The following is a 23308-nucleotide window of genomic DNA, read 5'->3' on the forward strand; positions in this document are numbered from 1 at the left end:
TAGCATGAAAAAAGTAAACATAGGAGGCGTACCAGAACACTTCAATTTAGCCTGGTATTTAACATTAAAAAATGGCGAATACAAAGATCAAGACATCAACTTAAGGTGGCACGATTATCATGGCGGAACTGGAGAAATGAATAAAGCGCTTCGTTCTGGCGAAATTGATATGGCCGTCATATTGACTGAAGGAATCATAAAAGATATTATTGATGGTAATCCTTCAAAAATTGTACAGACCTTTGTTGAAACGCCTTTAATCTGGGGCATTCATGTTGCAACAGATTCAAAATTTAAAACTATTGAAGATATAAAAGGGAGTCGAGCTGCTATTAGTAGATATGGTTCTGGCTCACACCTCATGGCTTACATCAATGCAAAAAACAATGATTGGGATTTAGAAAAGGATCTTAATTTTGAAGTCATAAAGAATTTAGATGGTGCGATAAGAGGCTTAACAGAAGACAAGGCTGATTATTTTATGTGGGAAAAATTTACCACCAAACCTATCGTTGATGATGGTATTTTTAGACGTATTGCAAATTGTCCGTCACCTTGGCCCTGTTTTGTTATTGCAGTTCGTGATGAGTTTATTGAAAATAATGAAGATACCTTAAAGATAATTTTAGATATTGTGAATCAGACAACAGCTGAATTCAAATCCATACCAAGTATTGATAAAACCATTGCTAATCGTTATGAGCAAGAATTAGAAGATGTACAAGAATGGTTATCACTGACTGAATGGTCTCAAAATGTTATGGATAAAAAAACCATAGAAAATGTACAAGAGCAACTTTTTGACTTAAATATTATTCCAAAAAAGGTAGATTATACGGAATTAGTACATGAGGTAGAACGTTAAATAAATGTTTGAAACACATAGAGATTGTGCTATTTTTGTATATAATTTGAGACTATTTTTGGCTACAAACAAACTGATTTTAGCCATAATTTTCAAATTCTAAAAAAATTTCTTACATTTGATTTAACAAAACTTTTACAATTAACAACACGACAGAATAATATGATTCTTACAATTACTCTGATTTTATCTTTCTTAGTTGCGATAAATTTCTTGTTGTTGATCTTTAGTTGTAACAAAACAACTAAAAAGGAAGATAATAGATTACCTCGTCCTATAAAATCGGAGTCTTTTAAATCTGAAAAAACGCCTACTCTAGTTTCCAATCAATTGAAGTCTCGCCAACTTGCTCCAACTGGGAGTTAGTTTTACTAAAATGTCTATTTCCAAACCAATAGCCTCTATTAGCACTTAATGGAGAGGGATGTCCACTTTCTAATACAATATGCTTAGTTGTATCAATTAATTTCTTTTTCTTTTTGGCAAATCCGCCCCATAATAAAAACACAACATTACTTTTTTCTGCACTTATCATTTTTATTACGGCATCCGTAAATTGCTCCCAGCCTTTATTTTGATGGCTTCCTGCATTATGCGCCCTTACGGTTAAAGTTGCGTTTAATAGCAATACACCTTGTGCTGCCCAAGGCATTAGATTACCACTTTTAGGATATGGGATTTCAAGGTCTTTTTCGATCTCTTTAAATATATTAATCAATGAGGGTGGATGCGAAATACCATCACTAACGGAAAAACACAAACCATTTGCCTGACCAATCCCATGATAGGGATCTTGACCAATAATTACAACTTTAACCATATCAAAAGCACAATGATTAAAGGCATTAAATATATCAGATCCTTTTGGGAAGCAGGTATGATTCTGATATTCGAATTTTACAAAAGTTACCAAATCTTTGAAATAAGGTTTTTCAAATTCGGAATTGAGATATTTTTTCCAGCTTTGGTCTATATTTACATTCATATTTTAAAACAGATTATATTCTTAAATTTACCGATAACCAACTCAGAATGAAAAATCTAAAATTCCCTTCTGCACAAACCATATTATTTATTATTGCAGGTTTAGTAACACTTTTAACCTGGTTTGTCCCAGCAGGAAAATATGATACTTTAAGTTATGATACGGCAACGGACAAATTTACTCGTTTAAGTCTAGATAAGGAAATAAGTATCACAGCGTCTCAAGCGTCTCTCGATGATTTGAATATTAATATACCTATAGAAAAGTTTACCAATGGAGATATATACAAACCCATTAACATTCCTGGAACTTACAATAAACTAGACGCTAAACCACAAAGTTTTTTCGATTTTGTAAAATCTCCAGTTAAAGGAATTATTGAAGCTGCAGATATTATTTTCTTGGTATTAATTATTGGTGGATTAATTGGCGTTTTAAACAAATCTGGTGCTTTTGATGCTGCCATAGGACAATTGGCAACGGTATTGAAAGGTAGAGAATCCTTACTTATTGTTCTTGTAACTTCTTTGGTTGCTTTAGGTGGAACTACATTTGGTTTTGCGGAAGAAACCATTGCCTTCTTTCCAATTTTAATTCCGGTTTTTTTAGCAGCTGAATATGATGCTATGGTTGGTGTGGCCAGTATTTTCTTAGGGTCAGCGATTGGTACCATGTGTTCCACCATAAATCCATTCTCTACCATTATTGCTAGTGATGCTGCTGGTATCAATTGGACAACCGGTTTATACGGCCGTATATTTATGTTACTTTTATGTTTATCCATTACCATAATTTATATCATACGATATGCCAAACGTGTTAAAAACGATCCGACAAAATCATTGATTTATCATCAAAGACATGAAATTGCAGAATTATTCGCTCTAAAAGATAGCTCTAATATTAATTTTAATTGGCGATTAAAACTCGCCTTATTTATTTTCACATGTTCATTTATCCTTATGATTATTGGAGTTTCCATGCTCGATTGGTGGTTTGTAGAAATGACCACTGTTTTCTTAGTTGGAGCTATACTAATTGGGTTTATTATTCAGATCAGTGAAACAGATTTTATTGAAACTTTTGTAAAAGGCGCTGGAGACCTGTTAGGTGTAGCGCTAATCATCGGAATAGCAAGAGGTGTTACTGTTTTAATGACCGATGGTTTAATAAGCGACACTTTATTGTATTACGCCAGCGATATTACGACAGGAATGAATAAAGGGGTTTTTGCGGGTTCAATGACCATGATTTATTCCGGATTATCATTTTTTATTCCCAGTTCTTCAGGAATGGCTGTTTTAACGATGCCCATAATGGCGCCTTTGGCAGATACAGTAGGTGTAGGTCGCGAAATCGTTGTTAATACTTATCAATATGGATTAGGACTGTTCTATCTTATAAATCCAACAGGGTTAATTTTAGCATCCCTTGCTGTAGCGAAGATTAACTTTAGTAAATGGTTAAAATTTATAATGCCATTATTTATACTTTTAGTTATCGTAACCTTAACAGTATTAGCAGTGTCTTCATACTTATAATGTTCTATAATATCTTAAATTTGCAATTCTAAAAACTTACATTAGTACATGATAAACATTCATGAAAAAACCTTAAAAGATCTCGAGTTTTTTACGGTTTTAGACCAAATTAGCGCACATACACTTACAGCTTTAGGAAAGGAAGCCGTATTGTCTGTTCTTCCATTTAAAGAAGAAGAACAACTAATGCGAGAACTTGGCTACGTTAATGAATACCTATCATCCTTTGAAAATGACAACAGAATCCCAAACCATGGATTCGAAACCATTGCCAAAGAATTGAAATTACTAAAAATTGAAAACACCTATCTCGAAGTTTCCAGTTTTCAAAAGATAGTCGGCATGTCGTTGACCGTAAATTCAATTCTAAAATTCTTGAAGAAATTCGAAGACTATTATCCTAAGTTACTACAATCCAGTCAACATATAGAAATCAATACATCTATTATTGAACAGGTAGATGCTGTTGTAAATCGTTTTGGCGATATTAAGGACGATGCCTCTCCTCTACTTTCTTCTTTACGCCAATCTATCAATAAACTCAAAGGCAAAATAAACAGTAGTTTCTCTTCAGCTCTAAACACCTATCACAACTTAGATTATTTAGATGATATTAGAGAATCCGTTGTAGAAAACAAACGTGTACTTGCTGTAAAAGCTATGTACCGCAGAAAAGTAAAAGGTGCGATTATGGGTGGCAGTAAAACCGGAAGCATAGTTTATATTGAACCGGAAACCACCTTACAATACACCAGAGAACTTAACAATTTAGAGTACGAAGAAAAAGAAGAGGTTATTAAAATTTTAAAAGAACTAACGGATTACATACGCCTGTTCTTGCCACTTCTTCACGATTATCAATTATTTTTAACCAACATAGATTTAATTTCGGCGAAAGCAAAATATGCGCAAAGCATGGACGCCATTTTGCCAGAATTCTCTAAAGAACGCAGTATGTACCTGCGAGATGCCTATCATCCTCTGCTTTATCTGACCAATAAGGAAAATGGGGAACAAACATTTCCACAATCCATTGGTTTAAAAAAAGACAGTAGAATTATTGTGATTTCCGGACCTAATGCTGGCGGAAAAAGCATCACGCTGAAAACGGTTGGTTTGCTTCAGGTGATGTTACAATGTGGCATGCTAATTCCCGTACATGAGCGCAGTTATGTCTGTTTGTTTGATCGGATTTTGAGCGATATTGGTGATAACCAATCCATTGAAAACCATCTCAGCACTTATAGTTATCGTTTGAAGCAGATGAATTATTTTTTACGAAAAGTCAACAATAAGACATTATTCTTAATAGATGAATTTGGAACTGGAAGTGATCCTGAATTGGGAGGCGCTTTAGCCGAAACATTTTTGGAAGTATTTTACGAACGTGAAGCCTTCGGAATCATAACTACGCACTATTCTAACTTAAAATTATTGGCGAATGAATTGCCGCATATTGAAAACGCCAATATGCTTTTTAATGAAAAAACTTTAGAACCAATGTACAAGTTGGTCGTTGGACAAGCAGGAAGTTCATTCACCTTTGAAGTGGCTCAAAAAAATGGCATTCCTTATAGTTTAATCAATAAATCGAAAAAGAAGATAGAACGAGGTAAGGTTCGTTTTGATGCCACTATTGCAAAACTTCAGAAAGAACGAAGCAAGTTAGAACGCACTGAACGTTCGCTAAAAGAGAATGAAAAGAAAAAATTATCGGAAGCTGATAAACTTGAAGAAGTGAACGCAAAGGTTCAGAAAAAATTAGAAAGTTTTCAGGAACTCTATGATTCCAATCAGCGTTTAATTTACTTAGGCCAAAAGGTAAATGACATTTCAGAAAAATACTTTGAAGATAAGAAAAAGCGTGAGTTGATGGCAGAATTATTCAGATTGGTTCAAATTGAAAATTCGAAACGAAAAAAGGTTTCGGCGAAGCAAAAACGTGCCGAAAAACATAAGCAAAGACAAGTCAAACAAGAAGCGGAGAAAAAAGTTGAAGTCATTCGTAAAAAGAAAAAAGAAGAGAAAAGAAAGAAGAAAGAAAAACCTGAACCACCAAAAGCTATCTTAAAAGTGGGTGACCGCGTAAGATTGCATGATGGCAGAGCTGTTGGGAGTATTGATTCTATCGAGAAAAAGAAAGCCAATGTTAATTATGGTATGTTTACAACTAATGTTAGCTTGGATCAATTGGAATTGGTCGAAGCCACTAAAAAGTAGGCAGCAGTTTTCAGAGTTCAGATAGGATGAAATAAATGATTTAGATTAAGATTACATAAAAAATGACAGAAATTCCAAATAACAAACAATTAGTTCTTTTTGACGGTGTATGCAATCTATGCAACGCAAGTGTTTTGTTTGTTATCAAACGAGATAAAAAAGACAAATTTCTGTTTGCGCCTTTGCAAAGTACTATTGGAAAAGAAATCATTGAAAAATTCAATATCGATACAGAAAAAACAGATTCCATATTGCTCTATAATCCTGAAAAGGATAAATTAACCTATAAATCTACTGCTGCATTGCTAGTGGCAAGTCATCTCGGATTTCCAACCAGTTTTTTGTCCATTTTTTTAATTGTACCCACTTTTATCAGAAATTGGGTTTATAATTATATTGCGAAGAACCGCTATAAGTGGTATGGTAAAAAAGAATCGTGTATGATCCCGACTCCAGAATTAAAAGCCAAGTTTATGGACTAGTATAATCTTAATATAAATGAAAAAAAGCCCTTTCACAACCAATGAAAAGGGCTTTTTTAATTTAACAACTTACTTAAAACTAATTTAATTTAAAACAAAAATTGTAATCTCAATTCACTTATAATGAGGGAAAATAAAGAATTGGTTAATAGCACATTGTTTTGTTTGTATAAATATATGTTCAGGTTTAAGTTTCTCCTAAAATACTCGATATAATTACACATTAAATTGATTTCGGTTTTAAAAGTGCAAATTATGTCTATCAATTACACTATGGTAAAATATCTTACTTGTCAAATTTCGGAAGCGAATAACACTGATTTATTAATCACAATGATCCATTTAATTTTTGAAAACCTCGTAATGAACTACACTACCAACCTGCAAAACAAAAAAAAAGACTGTTCAAATAAACGAACAGTCTTTTTATATTTTTAAAATGTAATCAGCTTATTTTTTCGTTGCTGGTGCATTTAATTTTGTACTCATTTCCATAGAAATTGCGGAACGGTCAAATTTTATTTTTCCTGCTAACGTTTCAATAACACAACTGTTATCTTTATCATTAAGATCTACAACCTTTCCGTGCATTCCACTTTTGGTAATTACACGATCGCCACGTTTTAATTCAGCAGCAAACTTCTTTTCTTGTTTAGAGCGTTTCATTTGTGGTGCAATCATAAAGAAATACATCACAGCAAATATGCCTAAAAACGGTAATACTGTTCCTAAATCCATTCAACAATTATAATTAATCGTGGTTATGACCTTCGTGACCTGGTTGTGTAGATGACTTTCTTGGAGCCGCAGCTGGTGTTGCTAAAGGATTAACCGCTGGCTGAGCAGTTTGCTTAACTGCTGCTTTTTCTGGCGCATTAGGATCCTTTTCTACAAACGCAGAAATCTTAACTATTTCCTTACCTTTCTCAGTATTCGTAGTCATGGTAACTGACTTGCTAACTTTATTTCCGTTTCCTTTTCCGTTAAACTTTACAGCAAATTCACCTGTTTCTCCTGGCGCAACTTCTTTTGTCCAGTTAGATGGTACTGTACAACCACAAGTACTTTTAATATTACTTACAACTAACATAGAGTTACCTGTATTGGTATATTTAAATGTTGTTTCTACAGGCGTTCCATTTTCAATAGTTCCGAAATCATGTTCCGTCTTATCAAATGAAATTACTGGAAAATCTCCTGCATTAGCATCTCTTTCTGCTGCAACTGCAATATTTTCAGATTTAATTTTACTAGCAGCATCTTCTTTACAAGATGTAAATGCTACCATACATAATGCACTAAGTCCTAAAATTACTTTTTTCATTATTTTTATTTTTAATGGTTAAGATTTATTTTCAGCTGGCAAAGCTAATGATTATTTTGTCTAATTAAAATTTTTAGTCCTTTCTTAACAGCTTTTTGTACGAAAAAGATGTATTACTGCATACTAAAACCTAAAAAATTAAATATAATATAAATATTACATCAGGCCTCTTCCTGTTTTGAGATGTATATTTTCAGATTGATACTCCTTTACTATTTTATCTAAAATCCCATTGATAAATAAGCTACTTTTCGGTGTAGAATATTCCTTGGCTATTTCTAAATATTCATTAATAGTCACTTTATAAGGTATGGATGAAAACTTCTGAAATTCACAAAGTGCCATTTTTAGCAACACACCATCTAAACTTGCCAAACGTTCAGAATCCCAATTAGTCGTTTTTTCGCTTATTTCCTCAGCATATTTTGAGCTGTTAAGAAATGTTTTTTTGAATAAATCAATCGCAAATTCCTTATCGTCTTCGTCTTTATATAAATCTGGCAATAATGCAGTTTCTGGAGAAGTTAGCTTTAACTTTCGTAATACTTTCAAAATAGCCGTATTCACCACTGGTAGATCATCTACCCAAGTCAGTTTTTTATCTTCAAAAAAATCGTAAAGCTTATCATTAGGCGCAATGATTTCAGTAAATATTTCGATTATAAACTGCTTGTCCTTTTTGAAGCTGGTCTCCGTTTGGGTTGTGTAATTTTTGTAAAGGTCGCTTTTTAAAATCGCCTTAAAAATGATATCGACATACTCAAAATCCAAATCCCAATAATTTAATTTCCGCTTCGATATCGCATCTTGTAACATCGTATTGCTACTAATAAGATGTAAAAGTTGATTGTCTTGAAACTTTAAACTTGGGTTTTTATCTGCCTCAGATTTTATTAACTTCTTTTGAAGCTTTTCGTTATGATCCTTACTCTTTTTGTGCAGTTCGGTAAGTAAGGCTAAAATTGACAGGTATAAATCATACATGCTATCTAAACTGTGAAGCAAAAACTTTTGCTCTTTTATTAAATCATCACTTTCTGTGCCTTTAAAAGCATACATAGATTGCATAACTTTTATTCTGATGTGTCTTCGGTTTAGCATGTGTAAGAACTCACTTTATTATAGATTATTAAAAAAGGTGAATTTTTAAAAATTCACCTTGCAAAAATACTATTATTTTATTGAAGTCATTTAAACTTTTTCCATTCGCTAAAAAATTTCTCTTTTTCGTCTATTTATTGTCTTTTTTTCTTTCCGTAACGATGCTATGTAAATCAAAAAAGTCTTCAACTAGCCAAAAAATCATTAATTTTCGCTTAAATGTTAATAGTTTAAATCACTTCATTTTGAAATAAAAATTAATCAACCTCTATTTCATATTTTCTCTTTTACGGGTTTCAATGCGCTCTCTAGCTATATTTAAGGCAGCATTGTGCGTTGTTAAATTATTCACTTTTGCGTTGTCTAAAATTTCGAGTGTCGTATTATAGATGTTTTCCGTTTTACGCATTATTTCTTGTCTATCGTAATTCTCTAATTCTGCATAAACGTTTATAATTCCTCCAGCATTGATTAAAAAATCAGGTGCGTAAACGATGCCACGTTCCTGCAAAATTTTACCGTGCTTTTTTTCTTCAGCTAATTGATTATTTGCAGCTCCTGCAATAATTTTAGCTTTCAATTTATAAATGGTATCATCATTAATGGTGGCACCTAAGGCGCAAGGTGCATAGATGTCCATATTTTCACTATAAATATCATGACCTCCATAAATCGTCGCCCCATATTTTGAACGTACCTCTTCTAAACGATCTTGGCTAAGGTCCGCAATCGTAACATTAGCACCTTCATTGACCAAATGCTCAACAAGGGCTTCACCAACGTTACCAATACCTTGTACAAATACATTTTTATCTTCTAAAATATCAGATCCAAACTGAAATTTAGCCGCAGCTTTCATGCCCATAAAAACACCATAAGCCGTGATTGGAGAAGGATTTCCTGCACCACCTTTACTCTCAGAAATACCTGTAACATAAGGTGTGACTTCTCTAACCGTGTCCATATCCTCGGTTGTCATCCCAACATCTTCCGCTGTGATATATCGTCCGCTTAAAGAATGAACAAATTCTCCAAAACGCTTCATCAATTCTGGTGTTTTCTGGGTTTTAGCATCACCAATAATCACCGCTTTTCCTCCACCAAGATTTAATCCTGTGATGGCAGACTTAAATGTCATTCCACGAGACAAGCGTAACACGTCATTCAGTGCTTCCCATTCGTTCTCGTAGTTCCACATTCTGGTACCACCCAAAGCTGGTCCTAAAACTGTATTATGAATACCGATTATAGCTTTTAAACCAGTATCTTTGTCGTTGCAAAAAACGATTTGCTCATGGTCATCAAAAGATGGTTGTCCAAAAACAGGATCTACTTTTTTTAATTCTTTTGATGATATAATTTCTGAAGTCATGCAAGTTAAATTTTTAGGGCGTTTAAAGATAATCTAAAAACAGCGTGCAAAAATAAATTATAAATGGAGCATTAGCAAAATATTAACTATAAAATACGATTATCGTAATACTTTTGAGCTGAACTGATCTTAGTATTTGTTTTTAATTGATCCGGAAGGCTATTTAGGAGAGAAGAAATCAGAATAAGTTCGCTACCAAATACAGAATGAAAGCACTAAAACACCTTAATAAATACTTTTACAAATACAGATACCGCTTAATTGTTGGTATTATTATCACGATCATCGCCAAGATCTTTGCGCTTTTCACACCAAGATTAATCGGTGCCTCCATCAATGTAGTGTCAGACCGTTTGGATGGCAAAATTACTGAGGAAGTTTTTAAAAGTGACCTAACCACAAATATTCTCTATCTTATTGGAGCCGCTGTGGTTGCTGGCGTATTCACGTTTTTAATGCGACAAACAATTATTAATGTGTCGCGTTATATTGAATTCGATCTTAAAAATGAAGTCTATCAGCACTATCAAGTACTGTCTTTAAATTTCTATAAGTCGAACAGAACTGGTGACCTTATGAATCGTATTAGTGAAGATGTCGGTAAGGTAAGGATGTATGTTGGTCCTGCAATAATGTACACCATGAACACGCTCACCCTTTTTGCAGTCGCCATTATTTACATGGTCGATCGATCTCCATCATTAACCTTATACACCTTACTTCCTTTACCGTTTTTATCGGTTGCCATTTATAAATTGAGCCGAATGATCAATAAGCGAAGTACCATAGTGCAACAATCGCTTTCTACACTTTCTACGTATTCACAGGAAACATTCAGCGGCATTTCGGTCATAAAATCTTATGGTATTGAACCTAGAACCAATGTGGAATTTGAACATCTTTCTTCAGAAAATCGTCAGAAACAAATTAACCTCACTAAAGTACAGGCCTTATTTTTTCCACTAATGATTTTATTGATTGGCGTCAGTAATCTTATCGTTATCTATGTTGGTGGTATGCAATATATGAATGGCAAAATTGAAAATATTGGAACCATTGCAGAATTTATCATTTATGTCAATATGCTTACTTGGCCAGTTGCTACTGTTGGTTGGGTAACGTCTTTAATCCAACAAGCTGAAGCCTCACAAGAACGTATTAACGAATTTTTGGATACAGAACCAGACATTAAAAACAACGCCAACGAACTTACACCGATAAAAGGGGATATTGAATTTAAAAATGTATCCTTCGTTTATCCTGATACCAATATTAAAGCTTTAAAAGATGTGAGTTTCACGCTGAAATCTGGACAAACCTTAGCCATTTTAGGGAAAACAGGTTCAGGGAAATCCACAATACTAGATTTAATTGGTCGTTTGTATGATATTGATAATGGTACCATATTAATTGATGATACTATTATTTCAGACTTAAATCTTTTCAGCCTAAGAGAAAGTATTGGCTATGTACCGCAAGATGCCTTTTTATTTTCGGACACTATAAAAAATAATATCAAATTTGGAAAAGAAGATGCCACTGATGATGAGGTTATGGAAGCCGCAAAAAATGCCAGAGTACATAAAAACATCATCGGATTCAGCAAAGGTTACGATACAGTATTGGGCGAGCGTGGTATTACACTATCTGGCGGTCAAAAGCAGCGTGTTTCTATTGCGAGAGCCGTTATTAAAAAACCGGATATTTTATTGTTTGACGACTGTTTATCTGCCGTTGACACAGAAACTGAAGAAAAGATCTTAAAAAATCTAGTAAAGTTAACTAAAGACAAAACAACTATAATTGTCAGCCATCGTGTATCGTCGGCAAAGAATGCTGATAAAATTATCGTCTTGGAAGATGGTAAAATAATAGAGTCTGGTAATCATGAAAGTCTTACAAATACTGATGGTTATTATAAAGAGCTTTATATAAAACAGCTCTCAGAAAAAGAAATGTAAGTATTTGTTGCTTAGGTTACTTTTTTTTTAGATTTTTGGATTTGAAATTAAAAAAAATTGAGATATGAGTGATTATGAAATGATGGACAAAGAAGAAATTTATTCTAAGGTATTACGCGCTGGAAGAAGAACCTATTTCTTTGACGTTAGAGCTACAAAAGCTGGTGATTATTATTTAACGATTACGGAGAGTAAGAAATTTACCAATGACGATGGTTCGTTCCATTATAAAAAGCATAAAATCTACCTTTACAAAGAGGATTTTGTTGAATTTAGGGAAATCTTAGCTGAAATGACCGATTATATCATTGATGAAAAAGGTACAGAAGTGATTAGCGAGCGTCACCAAAAAGACTTTAAGCGTGAAGATGATTTTGTCGCTCAAGAAGCAAAAACTCCAGAAGATACAAAAAGCACCGAAAGTTTTACGGATATTAGTTTTGACGATATCTAAAATTGACTTTTAGGAATATAATTAAAACCGTTACAACTTGTGACGGTTTTTTTTGTTTTTAATAGAAAAAAAAATTACCAAGATTTCACGGAGATTCGAAAAAAAAACAAAATCGAGTTGATTTCTCGGTTTGTTCCATTATTTAAAATTGATTTTCATTAATTTTTGAACTACTTATTTGTGATAATGAGTGAAATTCGTGTCCAAAAAAAATAGCGATACTAAATAAGATTGAATAAAATCTTACGCATTCCGATAAAAATCAAACTTTTGGTAACCATCAACTAACCACCACTCCGTTCTTAACCTTAGTTTCAGGATGCAACAAAAACACATCATCCGATTGCACAGCACCAATCACCAAACATTCACTCATAAAATTGGCAATCTGTTTTTTAGGAAAGTTGACTACAGCTACAATTTGTCTTTGCAACAACTCCTCTTTTTGGTATTGTGTCGTAATCTGTGCGGAGGATTTTTTAATTCCTAAATCTCCAAAGTCGATGGTAAGTTGATACGCAGGACGATGTGCATTCGGAAAATCATTAACGGCAATAATTGTCCCAATTCGCAAATCTACCTTTGTAAAGTCTTCATAAGTTATTATCTTTTCCATAATATTACCCACGAAAGTGGGTTTCTCGTTAATTCAACCTAATGGGTTAACCCTTGGGTAACTCATTATTTAATCCTAAAGATATAAAAAAACAATGGCTCGCACAGAATCCAATATGTTGCCACTTGGCACAAAAGCACCAGACTTTAAACTTATCGACACCGTTGACGACACCAAAAAGTCATTAGATGAACTAAAAGGAACAACGGCAACCTTAGTAATGTTTATTTGCAATCATTGCCCTTTTGTAATGCATGTTAACAACCAACTTTCTAAATTGGCAAAAGATTATGTTTCAAAAGGTATCAATTGCATTGCCATTTCTAGCAACGATATCGATAATTATCCGCAGGATAGACCAGAATTAATGAAAAAAAATGCCATAGATAATGGCTATATTTTCCCTTATTTGTACGACCAAACCCAAGAGGTTGCCAAAGCTTATGATGCCGCATGCACACCCGATTTTTTCTTGTTTGATAAAGACTTAAAATTGGTTTACACAGGTCAGTTGGATGATTCCAGACCAGGAAACGGCAAACCAGTAACCGGAAAAGACATCAGAAAAGCTATGGATGCCTTGACAAAAAACGAAACTGTAAATCCGGACCAAAAGCCGAGTGTGGGCTGTGGGATTAAGTGGAAGTGAGATTGATTTCTGTATAATTACTATTTGGGAGTTACAATATAATAGCTAAATAAGTGTGCATAACATGCCCTAATGGATAATATATATTTACAAAAAACGCTATGTTTACATATATTCCAAACTCAAATCCTAATAAAATACACGTTGTAGCTAATTTAAACCAATCACAATTATGATAAAAGCAATTTTATATTCTATTTTATTAGTTGGCTTTCTTTTTACAGAAAAAGTAACGGCACAAGATCATTACACTTATCCAGATAAAGAATGGGAATATACTTCAGAAAATTCGCCTTGTAGTCCAATGAATCTATTAAAACAATATGTAATAGACAGCTTAAATACGACTGGATTAATGATAATCAAAAGTGGTAAAATTGATTTTGAGTATGGTGATACTGAAGAAATAAGTTACTTGGCATCGGCAAGAAAAAGCGTTTTGAGTATGATGTACGGAAAGTACGTGATTGATGGCACAATTAACCTCAATACCACTCTCAAAGAATTAGATATTGATGATGTAAACTCACTTACAGAAACTGAAAAACAAGCCACAATAGACCAAATTATAAATGCAAGGTCTGGTGTTTATCTTCCAGCTGCAAATGCAGGTTCTGGTGCGAATATGCCTGAAAGAGGTCAATTCAAACCTGGCGAACATTTTTATTATAATAACTGGGATTTCAATGTAGCAGGAACCATTTTCGAACAAAAGACTGGAAATAACATTTACAAAGCCTTTGAAGATGAATTTGCTATACCATTAGGATTTCAAGATTTTGAGTTGGCCAATCAAAAGAAGTACGGAAATGAAAAACTATCCATTCATCCTGCTTATCACTTCTATCTATCAACCAGAGATATGGCTAGACTTGGATATCTTATGTTAAGAAAAGGGAAGTGGAATGACAAACAAATTATTCCAGAAAATTGGATAAATAAAACAACAACAATGGTAAGCAAAACTGAAGATTATGGTCTTTTTAAAGGTTATAGTTATATGTGGTGGTTGTATGTTGATTCAGATATAGAATTACTCGAAGGTGCTTATACTGCTGCTGGAGCTTGGGGACAGTATATTACAATTATTCCAAAGTTAGATATGGTGATTGCCCATAAAACAAAAAGTCGATATGAACGCAGAACACCAATTCCAGCGTATGATAAATTTATTGTCAAATTAATTGAAGGCGAAAAACAAGTACAAAACACTAATAAAAATATTGATCTCAGACCCTTTGTTGGAAGTTATACAGATAATTCTGTAGAAGGACAACCTTTGAATCTCGAAATGATCATCGATGGAGAATCCTTAAAAATAAAAGGACCTATTTTTCCGCAACCTGTAAATATTGTTCTTTGCAGTGAAACGAACGGAGTATTAGACGTTAGAGATATGGGTTATCCATCATTGGCTTTCAAAAAAGATCAGCACGGGAAAATACTTGGTTTCAATATCATGAATATGTTCATTGAGAAAAATTAGCTACGTCAATAGTAGCTATAAGTATTTAGCCCGACAAAGTCATCCTGGCGGTTTCGCTTTTATTCGCTAGATTACGTGCATAACCATCGCAACAAAAATCAAACAAAAAGACCTTTACAGCCCTCAAAGAAAATGACTTCGAAAGAAACTTACGATACGAAAAGAGAAAATTTTATCGAAAAAACCAAATGCTTTTTTGAATTTTTGATAACGGAATTTGATTTTGACAAACCGATTTACAAATTTTCCGAACAACCAAATGGTGTAATAATTAAAGACGTATTTGAATTCAATAATGCGGACAAAAATCTAAAAATTGTCTTGTCGAATTCTTATCACCCTGTTGATTATGGATTTGAAATCAACTTGACCGATTTAAAAAATGGACAAAAAGAAATGGTTCATAGCGTGTTAAAGGTAAACCAAGATATCGAACAGAACTATCTCATAAAAGCGTCTGAATATTTAAAAAATGGATTTCGACAAAGATTACGCTGAAATACAATTGAATAAAAAAACTAATTCAAACAAAGTTCCATGCTAAAGCACAAATAAATCCCATAAAAACTCATATACAAACTGCTAAAACGATAAGGATATAAACATTAAACGCTAATTAGCAATCCCATTCAAAGCACATAAAAATACACCATAAAAAAATGGCTAATCGCACCACCTAAAACAAACAAATGCCATATCACATGATTATAAGGGATTTTATCAATCGCATAGAAAATGATTCCAACGGTATAGAATAATCCTCCTGCATACAACCAAAGTATCCCATCTGAACCAAGGGCTTGGGAAACATTGGAAAAATCGAATACAATAAGCCAACCCATTACTAAATACAAAAGAGTTGACGCCACCTCAAAACGTCCTGTAAAAAAGAGCTTGATCACCACGCCAAAAGCGGCAATTCCCCAAACCGTCCAAAATAAGGGCCAACCTAAACTGTCCGAAAGTGCTATTAGTAAAACTGGCGTATAGGTTCCTGCAATGAGCAAATATATACTCACATGGTCAACGATTCTAAAATAATGCCGCCGCTTCTCCCCTTCTACGGCATGGTAAAATGTTGAAGCTAAAAACAAAACGATAATCGAAACGCCATAAACAATGACACTAAATAGACTCCATGGTTTTGCGCTATCGGCTTGAATAATCAGTAAAACTAAAGCAGCAATTCCTAAAAGCGCACCCAAACCATGTGTCCAAGTATTAAGTTGTTCTTCAAGCTTGGTTTGAATTCGCATCGTTAACCTTTGGTATTTGAAGGTGTTTTTGGCCTAGACCATTTGTTCACACATGCATAAAAATCAATATCAAAAGCGGGTTCTTGCCGTTTCAATAATTCATTCTGAAAGGCCCTTTGCAGAATGTCCTCAATTAAGTAATCCTCTTCTTCATCAATTGGATTGAATTCCTTCTTCAAGGAAATATCAAACAAATTGGCCGTACTATTAAACCAAAAGGCACGCCAACCACTCCGTAATTCCTTAATAAGGTCAAAGGTGGTTGTTCCGGTTTGTCTATGAATTAATTTGACCAAAATCTGACCCTCGGTTTTTGTGAGTTTTTTTAATTCAGCAGAAAATTCATCTTCAATATATTTCTGAATAATCTTAGCATAGCGTTTTTTATCGCGCTTACGTTCCAATTCATCGAGTCGCTTTTGTAAGGCTTCCAAACGTTCAGCAGCCAACTTGGCATAAGGGTAGACTTTTAAGGTTTTTCGCCTTAAAATAATATAGCGAATTCTGGCATTACGATCTTCAAATTTTAAATTCGGCAACACCAAAACTTCGTTTAATTCCACTGAAGTCACAGGAATGGAATCGCCTTCAATAATCATGTAGTGCACTTCCGTAGAATCTTGTTCTTGTTCTACAGGTCTTTCTTGGGCGTTTAAAACCACTGAAAAAAATAAGGCTATATATAAAATATACTTCATGACTATCCTTAACGCCAAAACCATTCCAAAGTTGCGATTTAAGCGGAATTCAAAATTAATAATAATTCAATGCTATAACCTTAAAATCCTATTAATATTATTATTTTTAAGGAAAATTTAAACAGATGGCTAAAAAACAATTATTAAATAAAAAGTCCATGGACTTTTTAGAAAAATACTTAAACAACGCGTCACCTACAGGATACGAATGGGAAGGGCAAAAAATCTGGATGGATTATCTAAAACCATATGTTGACGAGTTTATAACAGATACTTATGGTTCTGCTGTTGGCGTCATTAATCCAGAAGCAAAATATAAAGTGGTTATTGAAGGTCATGCTGATGAAATCTCATGGTATGTCAATTATATTTCAGATAACGGTTTGCTTTACGTGGTAAGAAATGGAGGCAGCGACCATCAAATTGCGCCTAGTAAAATAGTAAACATTCATACCAAAAATGGCATTGTGAAAGGAGTTTTCGGTTGGCCAGCAATCCATACGAGAAATAAATCGAAAGAAGACGCACCAAAACCAGACAACATTTGCATAGACATAGGAGCAAAAGACAAAAATGAAGTTGAAAAAATGGGTGTTCACGTAGGCTGTGTAATTACATATCCGGATGAATTCCATATTCTGAATAAAGACAAATTTGTGTGCAGAGCTTTGGATAACAGAGTTGGTGGATTTATGATTGCAGAAGTAGCACGTTTACTACATGAAAGCAAAAAGAAATTAGATTTCGGATTGTACATAACCAATTCCGTACAAGAAGAAATAGGCTTGCGTGGTGCTGAAATGATTACACAAACTATTAAACCAAATGTAGCGATTGTTACAGACGTCACACACGATACAACCACGCCAATGATTGAGCAGAAGAAACAAGGCTACGCGGAAATTGGTAAAGGACCAGTGGTAGCTTATGCACCTGCTGTACAACAAAAATTACGGGATTTAATTACAGATACAGCTGAAAAGAATAAAATCCCATTTCAACGTGCTGCCTTATCGAGGGCCACAGGAACTGACACAGATGCTTTTGCTTACAGTAATGGTGGCGTAGCTTCTGCTCTTATTTCACTACCATTGCGTTATATGCACACCACTGTAGAAATGGTGCATAGAGATGACGTGGAAAATGTGATTAAATTGATTTATGAAACGCTTCTTAAAATAAAGGACGGAGAAACGTTTAGTTATTTTGAATAAAGTTACCAGACCTTTCAGGTTTTAAAAACCTGAAAGGTCTTAATGCGCTATGGATGAAATTATAGACATCGTTGATAAACACGGCAATCCGACAGGAAAAACAGCTTTAAAATCTGAAGCGCATGCTAAAGGATGGTACCATAATACCATTCATTTATGGTTATTTACATCCAGAGGTGAAATCCTTTTACAACAACGTTCACATAAAAAAGCCATTTACCCTTTACTTTGGGATGTTTCAGTAGCTGGACATATCGATGCAGGCGAAACGTTGATTAATGCCGCATTGCGTGAAACCGAAGAAGAAATTGGGTTGAAATTAAAACCTAATAGTTTACAACACATTGGGATCTTTCTTCATGAAACCAATTACAATGACGGTCAAATCCAAGACAATGAATTCCATCAGGTTTTTATAGCTGAATTGAACGTGCCCGTAGATAAGCTTGTTATTCAAGAAGCCGAAGTTGAAGCTTTAAAATTAGTTTCATTTGAAACATTTGAAACACTTTTAAAAAATTGCAAAACCAATAATCATTTTGTAACCAGCAATATAGATTATTATAAATTCATATTGAAAACCATAAAAGCAAGACAGCAAATATGAATTTACTCTTACTGGCCATTGCACCCATTTTTACAGTTTTATTGTATATCTATGCCCAAGATAAATACGAAAAAGAACCAAAAAAATTATTGATTTTCAGTTTCCTATTTGGAGCCATTGTAAGTATCATAATCGTTTTTGTTTTGTATTTCTTTACTGGACGGTTGATTCCAGTTACTGATCCATTCAGCATTGGACAGCAATTTATTCAAGCGTTTATTGTCGTCGCTTTATCCGAAGAATTTAGTAAATATGTAATTGTAAAATATTATGCCCAACCTAAAAAGGCATTTAATGAACCTTACGATGGTATCATTTACGCGGTTATGGTCTCCATGGGTTTTGCCTGTACAGAGAACATCATGTATGTAATTGATGGTGGGTATCAAACGGCTATTCTGCGAGCATTCACAGCAGTACCTGCACATGCGACTTTTGGAATTTTGATGGGTTATTATATGGGAAAAGCAAAATTCTCCAATAATAGGTTTGCCCTTAATATGGCAGGATTATTCTTAGCTGTTTTGTTTCATGGCGCCTATGACTTTTTCTTATTCATCAATTTTATTCCTGGTATTTCCATTGGTGCTTTTGTTTCCTTAATTATTGGAATTGTGTTATCTCGAAAAGCGATTAAACGACATCAGGAAAAGTCTCACTTTAAATCTTTGTGAAATTCACAAAATAAAACTTAATATTTTCATATTTTGCAGTTGATTTAGTGATTAAATGCTAATCACTCAATAAATTTATAGTACATGTACAAAATAAAAGTCAACGACAACCATACTTTCGATGTCTCAGAAGAAACGATGGAAAAGCTAGATGTTGTAGAAACTTCTGCAAATAAATTTCATATTCTACATCACCATACCTCAATTAAGGCCGAAATTCTGAATACTGATTTCAATCAAAAAACGTATGCAATAAAAGTAAATAACAACACCTACCATGTCGATATTTACGATGCCTTAGACCAACAAATTGAAGCTTTAGGATTTGAGATAGGCGCTTCAAAACAAGTCAATGATATTAAAGCTCCAATGCCTGGATTAATTTTAGAAATCAACGTGAAAGAAAGTCAGGACGTAAAAGAAAATGACCCCTTATTGATTTTGGAAGCCATGAAAATGGAAAATGTGATTAATTCACCTCGCGATGGTGTTATCAAATCCATACAAGTAAAACAAGGAGAAACCGTTGATAAGAATTCACTTTTAATAGAATTTGAATAATATGAAGAAGATTTTAGTCGCCAATAGAGGAGAAATCGCAATTCGTGTCATGCGAACCGCCAAGAAAATGGGTATTAAAACCGTAGCTGTTTATTCTGAAGCCGATCGGAATTCACCTCATGTAAAATTCGCAGACCAAGCCGTTTGTATTGGTCCTGCACCATCTAATGAATCGTATTTAAGAGGTGATAAAATTATTGAAGTTTCAAAATCACTACATGTCGATGCGATTCATCCTGGTTATGGCTTCCTGAGTGAGAATGCCGACTTTGCCGAATTGTGCGAAGCTAATAATATCATATTTATTGGGCCGCGATATAAAGCCATAAAAGTGATGGGAAGTAAATTAGCGGCTAAAGAAACCGTTAAAGCTTATGACATTCCTATGGTTCCGGGAACTGACGAAGCCATTACTGATATTCCAGAAGCGAAAAAAATAGCCAAAGAAATCGGTTTTCCAATCTTAATTAAGGCATCTGCTGGTGGTGGTGGAAAAGGCATGCGTATTGTAGAAAACGAAGGGGAGTTTGAATCGCAAATGGACAGAGCCATTAGTGAAGCAAAAAATGCATTTGGCGATGGTTCTGTGTTTATAGAAAAATATGTGGCATCACCAAGACATATCGAAATCCAAGTGATGGCAGATATGCACGACAATGTCATTCATTTATTTGAACGCGAGTGTTCCATTCAACGGCGTCATCAAAAAGTAGTTGAAGAAGCACCATCACGTGTTTTAACTCCAGAATTGAGAGCGGAAATGGGACAAGCCGCAATAAATGTCGCACGTTCCTGTGACTACATTGGTGCGGGAACGGTTGAGTTCCTATTAGATGAAAACCTCAATTTCTATTTCTTGGAAATGAATACGAGATTACAAGTAGAGCATCCGGTTTCCGAATGGATTGCTGGTGTGGATCTAGTCGAGTTGCAGATTAAAGTCGCGCGAGGCGAAACACTTCCTATTAAACAAGAAGATCTAAAAATCAATGGTCACGCGTTGGAACTTCGGGTTTATGCTGAAGACCCTGTGAATGATTTTTTACCAAGCGTTGGGAATTTGGAAATTTACCAATTACCCAAAGGCGAAAACATTAGAGTCGATAATGGTTTTGAGGAAGGTATGGATATTCCCATTTATTATGACCCAATGCTTTCTAAGCTAATTACGTATGGCGAAACAAGGGAAGAAGCGATTGAATTGATGATAAAAGCAATCGATAATTATCATATAAAAGGCGTAGAAACCACTTTACCTTTTGGACGTTTTGTTTGTGAACATGAGGCTTTTAGAAGTGGCAACTTTGACACCCATTTTGTAAAAAAGCACTACTCACCTAGCCTTTTAGAGAAACAACATAAGTTAGAAGCTGAAATTGCGGCCAAGATAGGCTTGAAACGTTATTTAGAAGAACAAAAGGTTGTACGACTACCAATTTAGTTTTCAGTCCCAGTCGCAGTCGCAGTTTTTTTGAGTATCAATTTAAACCATTTGGTCACAGTAAGCCCTTCCACTAAGCTCAGGATAAAATAAAGTCGAAGTGCTTTTAAAAAAATAGTATCACACAAATAATACAAAGAAGTCTCTAAGTTCCACAAAGAATTTGAAACTATATAAAATATAAATTACCAGACACCGCTTTGCGCCTTGGCTCCTGATAGCTATCGGGATTGCAAGAAAAAATAAAATTAAACAAGCATGAACAACAACATCAAAACCCTCAATACTAAAATAGAACAAGCCAAATTAGGAGGAGGTCAAGCAAGAATAGATAAACAACACCAGAAGAAAAAACTAACCGCAAGAGAACGTGTAATGTATCTATTAGACAATCATTCTTTTGAAGAAATAGGCGCGTTAGTCACACACAGAACCAAAAGTTTTGGAATGGACAAGCAAGTTTTCTATGGCGATGGTGTGGTCACAGGTTACGGAACAGTCAACGGCAAATTGGTTTACGTTTTTGCTCAAGATTTTACCGTTTTCGGCGGTTCTCTATCTGAAACCCATGCCGAAAAAATCTGTAAGATTATGGATATGGCTGTTAATGTTGGAGCACCAATTATAGGTCTTAATGATTCTGGTGGCGCACGTATTCAGGAAGGTGTAAGGTCATTGGCTGGGTATGCCGATATATTTTATAGAAATGTACAGGCTTCTGGAGTGATTCCTCAAATTTCTGCCATTATGGGTCCTTGTGCTGGTGGAGCCGTTTATTCGCCGGCTATGACAGATTTTACATTGATGGTTCAAGATACTAGCTATATGTTTGTTACAGGTCCTAACGTGGTAAAAACAGTAACCAATGAAGAGGTAACAAGTGAAGAATTAGGTGGCGCAAGTGTGCATTCGTCCAAATCTGGTGTCGCTCATAAAACGGCCACCAATGATGTGGAATGTTTAGAGCATATTAAAAAACTGTTGGGTTATCTGCCGCAAAGTAATAAAGAAAAAGTAGAGGCACTTCCATTTGAACTTAAGGAAGAAGTTAGAGAATCCTTAGCAACCATAGTTCCTGAGAATCCTAATAAACCCTACGATATGCATCAAGTGATTGAAGGTATCATTGATGAGGATTCATTTTATGAAATCCATAAGGATTATGCAGAAAACATCATCGTAGGATTTGCGCGTTTAGGAGGAAGAAGTATTGGGATTGTAGCTAACCAACCGATGTTTTTAGCTGGTGTATTGGACGTAAACAGTTCTAAAAAAGCAGCTCGTTTTGTACGTTTTTGCGATTGTTTCAATATTCCCTTGTTGGTATTGGAAGACGTACCAGGATTTTTACCAGGAACTGACCAAGAGTGGAATGGTATTATTGTTAACGGTGCAAAATTATTATACGCCTTCAGCGAATCAACTGTCCCAAGAATTACCGTAATTACCAGAAAAGCCTATGGAGGCGCTTACGATGTAATGAATTCTAAACACATTGGCGCAGACATGAATTTCGCTTGGCCAAATGCCGAAATCGCCGTAATGGGCGCTAAAGGAGCTGCGGAAATTATATTTAAGCGCGACATCTCTGCGGCAGAGGATAAAGAAGCCAAATGGAAAGAAAAAGAAGCGGAATATGCAGAACTTTTCGCCAATCCATACAGTGCAGCTGAACGTGGTTTTGTAGATGAAGTCATCTTACCTAAATATACCAGACGTAAATTAATAAAAGCGTTTAGTATGCTTGAAAATAAGGATGTTGTACGTCCTAATCGTAAGCATGGAAATATTCCACTTTAAG

The 23308-nt window shown here is 34.6% G+C and carries 23 protein-coding genes; 15 read left to right on the forward strand and 8 right to left on the reverse strand.

Annotated elements, in window-relative coordinates; genetic code table 11:
* Nucleotides 1-4 precede the first annotated feature (4 nt).
* Complete coding sequence (locus HM990_RS09985; RefSeq protein WP_178988797.1) at nt 5-865, forward strand: substrate-binding domain-containing protein; 861 nt, start codon at nt 5-7, stop codon at nt 863-865.
* Nucleotides 866-1175: 310 nt separating this feature from the next.
* Here the strand turns inward: HM990_RS09985 and HM990_RS09990 are convergent, their stop codons facing one another.
* The gene (locus HM990_RS09990; RefSeq protein ID WP_178988798.1) at nt 1176-1850 is read right to left on the reverse strand and encodes a uracil-DNA glycosylase; all 675 of its coding nucleotides are present in this window, start codon (nt 1848-1850) and stop codon (nt 1176-1178) included.
* A 47-nt stretch (nt 1851-1897) separates the two neighbouring features.
* On the opposite strand from HM990_RS09990, the gene HM990_RS09995 reads away from it, so the two are divergent.
* The 3 genes from HM990_RS09995 to HM990_RS10005 all read left to right on the forward strand — a co-directional run bounded on the left by HM990_RS09995 (nt 1898) and on the right by HM990_RS10005 (nt 6093).
* On the forward strand, nt 1898-3391 hold the full coding sequence (locus HM990_RS09995; protein ID WP_178988799.1) for a YfcC family protein: 1494 nt from the start codon (nt 1898-1900) through the stop codon (nt 3389-3391).
* 48 nt (nt 3392-3439) lie between these two features.
* Entirely contained in the window at nt 3440-5611 is a 2172-nt protein-coding gene (locus HM990_RS10000) for an endonuclease MutS2 (protein ID WP_178988800.1), read from the forward strand.
* A gap of 62 nt (nt 5612-5673) precedes the next feature.
* Entirely contained in the window at nt 5674-6093 is a 420-nt protein-coding gene (locus tag HM990_RS10005; protein WP_178988801.1) for a thiol-disulfide oxidoreductase DCC family protein, read from the forward strand.
* 450 nt (nt 6094-6543) lie between these two features.
* On the opposite strand, the gene yajC is transcribed toward HM990_RS10005, so the two are convergent.
* From yajC to HM990_RS10025, 4 genes are all read right to left on the reverse strand, one after another.
* Nucleotides 6544-6831 carry a preprotein translocase subunit YajC gene (gene yajC / locus HM990_RS10010; protein ID WP_178988802.1) on the reverse strand — a complete coding sequence of 96 codons (288 nt, stop codon included), beginning with the start codon at nt 6829-6831 and terminating at the stop codon, nt 6544-6546.
* A 13-nt stretch (nt 6832-6844) separates the two neighbouring features.
* On the reverse strand, nt 6845-7417 hold the full coding sequence (locus HM990_RS10015; protein WP_178988803.1) for a DUF1573 domain-containing protein: 573 nt from the start codon (nt 7415-7417) through the stop codon (nt 6845-6847).
* Between the two features lie 156 nt (nt 7418-7573).
* Nucleotides 7574-8518, reverse strand: a complete 945-nt coding sequence (nusB, locus tag HM990_RS10020) for a transcription antitermination factor NusB (RefSeq protein WP_229719245.1) — start codon at nt 8516-8518, stop codon at nt 7574-7576.
* A gap of 268 nt (nt 8519-8786) precedes the next feature.
* Nucleotides 8787-9890 carry a Glu/Leu/Phe/Val family dehydrogenase gene (locus HM990_RS10025; protein ID WP_178988805.1) on the reverse strand — a complete coding sequence of 368 codons (1104 nt, stop codon included), beginning with the start codon at nt 9888-9890 and terminating at the stop codon, nt 8787-8789.
* A gap of 206 nt (nt 9891-10096) precedes the next feature.
* Between HM990_RS10025 and HM990_RS10030 the strand changes: the two genes are divergently transcribed.
* Together HM990_RS10030 and HM990_RS10035 are read left to right on the forward strand one after the other, a co-directional pair.
* On the forward strand, nt 10097-11851 hold the full coding sequence (locus tag HM990_RS10030) for an ABC transporter ATP-binding protein (protein ID WP_178988806.1): 1755 nt from the start codon (nt 10097-10099) through the stop codon (nt 11849-11851).
* A gap of 64 nt (nt 11852-11915) precedes the next feature.
* Complete coding sequence (locus tag HM990_RS10035; protein ID WP_178988807.1) at nt 11916-12305, forward strand: PUR family DNA/RNA-binding protein; 390 nt, start codon at nt 11916-11918, stop codon at nt 12303-12305.
* Nucleotides 12306-12585: 280 nt separating this feature from the next.
* On the opposite strand, the gene HM990_RS10040 is transcribed toward HM990_RS10035, so the two are convergent.
* The gene (locus HM990_RS10040; protein WP_178988808.1) at nt 12586-12921 is read right to left on the reverse strand and encodes a tRNA-binding protein; all 336 of its coding nucleotides are present in this window, start codon (nt 12919-12921) and stop codon (nt 12586-12588) included.
* Nucleotides 12922-13015: 94 nt separating this feature from the next.
* On the opposite strand from HM990_RS10040, the gene HM990_RS10045 reads away from it, so the two are divergent.
* The 3 genes from HM990_RS10045 to HM990_RS10055 all read left to right on the forward strand — a co-directional run bounded on the left by HM990_RS10045 (nt 13016) and on the right by HM990_RS10055 (nt 15554).
* Nucleotides 13016-13570, forward strand: a complete 555-nt coding sequence (locus HM990_RS10045) for a thioredoxin family protein (RefSeq protein ID WP_178988809.1) — start codon at nt 13016-13018, stop codon at nt 13568-13570.
* Nucleotides 13571-13742: 172 nt separating this feature from the next.
* Nucleotides 13743-15056, forward strand: coding sequence for a serine hydrolase domain-containing protein (locus HM990_RS10050; protein ID WP_178988810.1), 1314 nt, complete (start codon nt 13743-13745; stop codon nt 15054-15056).
* A gap of 132 nt (nt 15057-15188) precedes the next feature.
* The gene (locus HM990_RS10055) at nt 15189-15554 is read left to right on the forward strand and encodes a hypothetical protein (RefSeq protein ID WP_178988811.1); all 366 of its coding nucleotides are present in this window, start codon (nt 15189-15191) and stop codon (nt 15552-15554) included.
* Between the two features lie 131 nt (nt 15555-15685).
* Here the strand turns inward: HM990_RS10055 and trhA are convergent, their stop codons facing one another.
* Together trhA and HM990_RS10065 are read right to left on the reverse strand one after the other, a co-directional pair.
* Nucleotides 15686-16312, reverse strand: coding sequence for a PAQR family membrane homeostasis protein TrhA (gene trhA / locus HM990_RS10060; RefSeq protein WP_178988812.1), 627 nt, complete (start codon nt 16310-16312; stop codon nt 15686-15688).
* Nucleotides 16313-16314: 2 nt separating this feature from the next.
* A complete protein-coding gene (locus HM990_RS10065; protein ID WP_178988813.1) occupies nt 16315-17010 on the reverse strand; it encodes a DUF4294 domain-containing protein in 696 nt (231 codons plus the stop codon).
* Between the two features lie 125 nt (nt 17011-17135).
* Here HM990_RS10065 and HM990_RS10070 point away from each other — a divergent pair, with 125 nt between their 5' ends.
* From HM990_RS10070 to HM990_RS10095, 6 genes are all read left to right on the forward strand, one after another.
* Entirely contained in the window at nt 17136-18224 is a 1089-nt protein-coding gene (locus tag HM990_RS10070; RefSeq protein ID WP_178988814.1) for a M42 family metallopeptidase, read from the forward strand.
* 49 nt (nt 18225-18273) lie between these two features.
* Entirely contained in the window at nt 18274-18831 is a 558-nt protein-coding gene (locus HM990_RS10075; protein ID WP_178988815.1) for an NUDIX hydrolase, read from the forward strand.
* Nucleotides 18828-19505 carry a PrsW family intramembrane metalloprotease gene (locus HM990_RS10080; RefSeq protein WP_178988816.1) on the forward strand — a complete coding sequence of 226 codons (678 nt, stop codon included), beginning with the start codon at nt 18828-18830 and terminating at the stop codon, nt 19503-19505. The genes HM990_RS10075 and HM990_RS10080 overlap by 4 nt, the downstream gene beginning before the upstream one ends.
* An 84-nt stretch (nt 19506-19589) precedes the next feature.
* Nucleotides 19590-20066, forward strand: a complete 477-nt coding sequence (locus HM990_RS10085; protein ID WP_178988817.1) for an acetyl-CoA carboxylase biotin carboxyl carrier protein subunit — start codon at nt 19590-19592, stop codon at nt 20064-20066.
* A 1-nt stretch (nt 20067) separates the two neighbouring features.
* A complete protein-coding gene (gene accC, locus HM990_RS10090; protein WP_178988818.1) occupies nt 20068-21507 on the forward strand; it encodes an acetyl-CoA carboxylase biotin carboxylase subunit in 1440 nt (479 codons plus the stop codon).
* A gap of 258 nt (nt 21508-21765) precedes the next feature.
* Nucleotides 21766-23307: an acyl-CoA carboxylase subunit beta gene (locus tag HM990_RS10095; RefSeq protein WP_178988819.1), complete on the forward strand. Its 1542-nt coding sequence runs from the start codon at nt 21766-21768 to the stop codon at nt 23305-23307.
* Nucleotide 23308 lies beyond the last annotated feature (1 nt).

Source organism: Winogradskyella schleiferi, from assembly GCF_013394655.1.
Taxonomy (GTDB): Bacteria; Bacteroidota; Bacteroidia; order Flavobacteriales; family Flavobacteriaceae; genus Winogradskyella; species Winogradskyella schleiferi.